Here is a 4,096-nt window from a genome sequence, read left to right as displayed (position 1 = left end):
CCGCACGCCGTTCTCCGCTCTGCAGTTTCTGACCTCGACAAGCCAGAAACCTAAGGCTGGGAACGGCGTGTGCTCGTTCAGGGGCGATCAACGACCCACGGAAGCGTCAGTGGAGCCCCCTTTTTTGACAGCGGCGGCGGGTCAGGCGGGGATGGGGGCGCCGGTGCCGGTGACCTGCACGCCGTCGGAGTCGGGGTCGGGGGCGACGACGAGGCGGCTCGGTTGCCCCATGTCCTCGCCCTGGTGGAGGACGACGCGATTCCCGACCGTGAGGCGGCCGAGCGTTCGCAGGTAGCCGCCGAACGCGGCCGCGGCGGCGCCGGTCGCCGGGTCCTCGCGGACCCCGCCGGGCGGGAACGCGTTGCGGACGTCGAACTCGGCCGGCCCGCGTTGCCGGAACACGTGGACGGTCGCCCACCCGGCGTCCGCCATCACCGCGGCCAGGGCGTCGAAGTCGTAGTCGAAGTCGGCCAGGGTCTCGCGCGCGGCCACGGCGAGCACGGGATGCGCGTTGCCCGCGAAGGCGACGTGGACCGGCCAGGTCTCGTCGAGCTGCTCGCGCCGCCAGCCGAACGGCGCGAGCAGGGCGTCGATCTCCGCCGCGGTGGCGGGCCGGCTGGACGCCGGGGGAGAGGTGAGGGTGGCCGTCACGCCCGTCGTGGTCGCCTCGGTCAGCACCGCGACCGGTCCGGCGGGGGTGTCGAAGCGCAGCGGCCCGCAGCCGTCGCGGTCGGCGAGCGCGACGGCGGTGGCGATCGTCGCGTGCCCGCAGAACGCCACCTCGGCCCGCGGGCTGAAGTAGCGGATCGGGTGCGAGTCGCCGCTCCCCGGGAGGACGAACGCCGTCTCCGAGTAGCCGACCTCCGCCGCGAGCGCGAGCATCTGATCCTCAGTCAGCCCGGTCGCATCGAGCACCACCCCGGCCGGGTTGCCTCCGGTTCCGTCGGCGGTGAAGGCGGCGTAGCGCAGTACCTCGGTCATGCGTCCATCCTCCCGGTCTCCGGGCGATCAGGCGACCAGCGCGGATTCGATCGGCAGGCCGGCCTCGACCCAGTCCTGGATGCCGGCCTCGTAGGTGCGCACGTCGGTGTAGCCGAGCGCCTCCAGCCGGCGGGCCACGGCCCGGCTGTTCTGGCATGCGGTGTTGGCGCAGTAGGTCACGACGGTCTCGTCGCGCTGGGGGAGGAGCTCCGCGGCGCGCGTCGCGACCTCGTCCTCCACCAGGTTGATCGCCCCGGGCAGGTGCTCCTGGTCGTAGTACCCGGACGGCAGGGCGTCGACGAGGTGGACCGGCCGGTTCGAGGCCAGGAGGAGCAGCAGCTCGGTGCGGGAGATGTTGGAAGCCATGGTGTCATCCTTCGGTAATTGTGTGCGTGTACACGCAAATTAGTAGCCGAAGCCGACGAGCCGTGTCAATGTGCGTGCGCACGCACAGACCTGTTAGCGTGGTCACATGGGTCGGAAGGACAGCGCCGGAGTCAGCGCCTGGGCGTCATTGCTGCGAACGCACGCGGCCGTGGTGCCGAAGCTCGCGAAGGAGGTGGCGGCCGCGGGGCTGCCGATCTCCTGGTACGACGTCCTGCTCGTGCTGAACGCCGCGCCGGAGCGGAAGCTGCGGATGTCGGACCTCGGTGCGGCGGCGGTGCTGAGCCGGGAGCAGATCAGTCGGGTGGTGAGCGAGCTGGAGCGCGCGGGCCTCGTGCAGCGCGTCCCGAACCCCGACGACAAGCGCTCGTCGTTCGCGACCTTGACCGACGTCGGCCGCGAGCGGCTGCGTGCCGCGGCGCCGGCGTACACGGCCGCGATCGAGACCCATTTCGCCCAGCACCTGACCGCCGCGGAGATCGTCGCCGTCGGCTCCGCGCTCGCGAAGGTCGTTGCGGCGGAGGAGTGAACCCGCAGGTCCGCGCGGCGTGTCGCCGTCGATTCGGGTCGTGCGTGCCCGATGCTCTCAACATGACAACGACTCAGATTGACTGGACCCAGCTCGAGGCCCAGCTGAGCGAGGCTGCCGAGGTCCTGCGCGAGCACGTCGACGCCGAGATGGCCGAGGTGGACTCCGCGCTCCGCGCGCTCGCCGAGGACATCACGACGCAGTCCCGCGCGGCGCTCGCCGCCGTCGAGGCGCGCGGCTCCGGCTTCATCGTCGCCCCGCGGCAGCCGCTCGAAGTCTGAAGCGTTCCGCGTCAGTTCCACCCGGACCCCACACCCGGGGCACAGCCCGCTCACAACCGTCGGTGTTGTGATGGTGTGGTGGACGTCTGGCGTTCGGACGCTCGGTGGGGATCGGGGGCCGCACTGGCCCTCGTCGCCGCCGTGTCCGGGCTGCTGACGCACCTCTCGCTGCGCGCCGACAGTGTGGGGCCCGCTCCCGCACTGCCGACGCTGGTGATCGGCGGTGCGGTGCTCGCCGTCGTCCTGTGGCCGCTGGCGGCCCGCTCGACGCGGGTCGTCACGTTGGCCGCGGTGCTCCTCGTCGCCCAGTTCGGCACGCACGCGCTGACGCTGCTCGCCGCGGGTGCGCCGGTGGGCAACCCCCGTGGGCTGATCTGCTGTCCGCCGACCGAGTCGACCAGTGCCGGTCTCGTCGGCCGGCTCACCGCGCAGGCCGGCTGGACGCTCGTCGCCGTGCAGGCGCTGGCGTGCCTGGTGCTCGCCGCCGTGATCCGCGGCAGCCGCGCGGGTGCCGACCTCCTCGCGAGCGCGTTCGCTCTCGTCGCGTCCGTGTTCTCCGCCGCCGGTGTGCTCGCCGGCCGCGTCCTGCGCTGGCTGCGCCTGCTCGGCGCCCCGACCGCCCCGGCCTGGGTGCGCCCCGCGCCCTACGCCCGACCCTCCCGACTCCGCGACCCGGGCGCGCTCCTCGCGCGCTGCGCCGGCCGCCGGGGCCCGCCGCTGCGGGCCGCCCCGGTCCTTTTCCTGGCTGCCGGCTGACCGCCTGACGTGCGGGGCCGTGCGGCCCCTTCTCGTCGGAGTTGGTCATGTCCGTTTCTGTCCCTGCACGTCCCGTTGCTCCTCGTTCGCTCCCGCCCCGCTTCGCCGGGGCCGCCGCGTGGGCCGCCGTGCCCGCCCGGTTGCTCCTCGCCGGCGTCTTCGGTGTCGCCGGCGCGCTCAAGATCGACGACCCCGCGGCCTCGGTCCGCGCGGTCCGTGCCTACGACCTGTTGCCGGACTGGCTCGCCGTCCTGGTCGGCCGGGGCCTGCCCGCGTTCGAACTGGCGCTCGCCGTCGCGCTGCTGCTCGGCGTCGCGCTCCGTCTGACCGCCGGGGTGGCGGCCGGGTTGCTGACGGTCTTTCTCATCGGCGTCTCGACGGCCTGGGCGCGCGGCCTGCAGATCGACTGCGGCTGCTTCGGCGGCGGTGGCGTCACCGACGACCCGCAGTACGGATCGGAGATCCTCCGGGACGTCACGCTGCTCGTCGTTGCCGGCGCGCTCGCCTGGTTCGGCCGGTCGCGTCTGACGATCAGTCAGCGGGTGGTTCCGGGCGTGGTCGCCGCGGCTCTGCTGGTCGCCGGGGGAGCGGGCGTCGTGGTCGCCGAAGCGACCGAGCCGGCCCCGCCGACGCGCGTGCCGGTGGGCGTCACGGTAGCGGGCGGGATCGTGGTCGGGTCACCGGAGGCGCCGCGCACGGTCGTCGTCTACGAGGACCCGCAGTGCCCGCACTGCGCGGAGTTCGAACGCACCGGCGGGGTCGCCCTGCACGACGCGGTCGCTGCGGGGCGCGTGAAGGTCGAGTACCGGATGCGCAGCTTCCTCGGCCCGGACAGCGTCCGCGCCGTCGCGGCCCTCGGGGCCGCTCAGGACGCCGGCAAGTTCGACGAGCTGCGGACCGCGATGTTCGCGTACCTGCTCGCCGGGGGTCACGGCTACAGCGTCGACCAGCTGATCGCACTCGGGGCGGCGGTCGGGCTCACCGACCCGGCGTTCGTCGACGCCGTCCGCGACCAGCTCTACGCCCCGTGGGCCAAGGCCGTCGACGACCGCGCCAGCAAGGACGGGAACACCGGTACCCCGGCGCTGTTCCTCGACGGTCACCCGGTCGACCCGTCCGTCGCCTTCGACGCCCGCGCGCTCGCGGCCGCGCTGCAGCCCTAGCA

At 73.6% G+C, this 4,096-nt stretch carries 6 protein-coding genes; 4 read left to right on the top strand and 2 right to left on the bottom strand.

Features of this window, described 5'->3' with window-relative positions:
- Window positions 1-141: 141 nt before the first annotated feature.
- Window positions 142-981, bottom strand: a complete 840-nt coding sequence (locus ABD401_RS22425) for a PhzF family phenazine biosynthesis protein (protein WP_344608962.1) — start codon at window positions 979-981, stop codon at window positions 142-144.
- Window positions 982-1,008: 27 nt separating this feature from the next.
- On the bottom strand, window positions 1,009-1,347 hold the full coding sequence (locus ABD401_RS22420) for a rhodanese-like domain-containing protein (protein WP_344608960.1): 339 nt from the start codon (window positions 1,345-1,347) through the stop codon (window positions 1,009-1,011).
- A 106-nt stretch (window positions 1,348-1,453) separates the two neighbouring features.
- Between ABD401_RS22420 and ABD401_RS22415 the strand changes: the two genes are divergently transcribed.
- The 4 genes from ABD401_RS22415 (at window position 1,454) to ABD401_RS22400 (ending at window position 4,094) form a co-directional block, all read left to right on the top strand.
- A complete protein-coding gene (locus ABD401_RS22415; protein WP_344608958.1) occupies window positions 1,454-1,894 on the top strand; it encodes a MarR family winged helix-turn-helix transcriptional regulator in 441 nt (146 codons plus the stop codon).
- A gap of 62 nt (window positions 1,895-1,956) precedes the next feature.
- Complete coding sequence (locus ABD401_RS22410) at window positions 1,957-2,175, top strand: hypothetical protein (RefSeq protein ID WP_344608956.1); 219 nt, start codon at window positions 1,957-1,959, stop codon at window positions 2,173-2,175.
- 78 nt (window positions 2,176-2,253) lie between these two features.
- Window positions 2,254-2,931: a hypothetical protein gene (locus ABD401_RS22405; protein WP_344608954.1), complete on the top strand. Its 678-nt coding sequence runs from the start codon at window positions 2,254-2,256 to the stop codon at window positions 2,929-2,931.
- Between the two features lie 47 nt (window positions 2,932-2,978).
- Window positions 2,979-4,094 (top strand): MauE/DoxX family redox-associated membrane protein, encoded by a 1,116-nt coding sequence (locus ABD401_RS22400; protein ID WP_344608952.1) that lies wholly within the window; start codon window positions 2,979-2,981, stop codon window positions 4,092-4,094.
- The last annotated feature ends 2 nt before the right edge of the window (window positions 4,095-4,096 follow it).

The sequence above is a fragment of the Sporichthya brevicatena genome, assembly GCF_039525035.1.
Lineage (GTDB): Bacteria > Actinomycetota > Actinomycetes > Sporichthyales > Sporichthyaceae > Sporichthya > Sporichthya brevicatena.
Note: the sequence above shows the minus strand (reverse complement) of the source record. Positions and strands in the feature narration are given on the sequence as shown.

What these genes read in the sequence shown, in the direction of transcription:
- ABD401_RS22425 (WP_344608962.1), bottom strand. Translation starts at nt 981, where the DNA reads ATGACCGAGGTACTGCGCTACGCCGCCTTCACCGCCGACGGAACCGGA.
- ABD401_RS22420 (WP_344608960.1), bottom strand. Translation starts at nt 1,347, where the DNA reads ATGGCTTCCAACATCTCCCGCACCGAGCTGCTGCTCCTCCTGGCCTCG.
- ABD401_RS22415 (WP_344608958.1), top strand. Translation starts at nt 1,454, where the DNA reads ATGGGTCGGAAGGACAGCGCCGGAGTCAGCGCCTGGGCGTCATTGCTG.
- ABD401_RS22410 (WP_344608956.1), top strand. Translation starts at nt 1,957, where the DNA reads ATGACAACGACTCAGATTGACTGGACCCAGCTCGAGGCCCAGCTGAGC.
- ABD401_RS22400 (WP_344608952.1), top strand. Translation starts at nt 2,979, where the DNA reads ATGTCCGTTTCTGTCCCTGCACGTCCCGTTGCTCCTCGTTCGCTCCCG.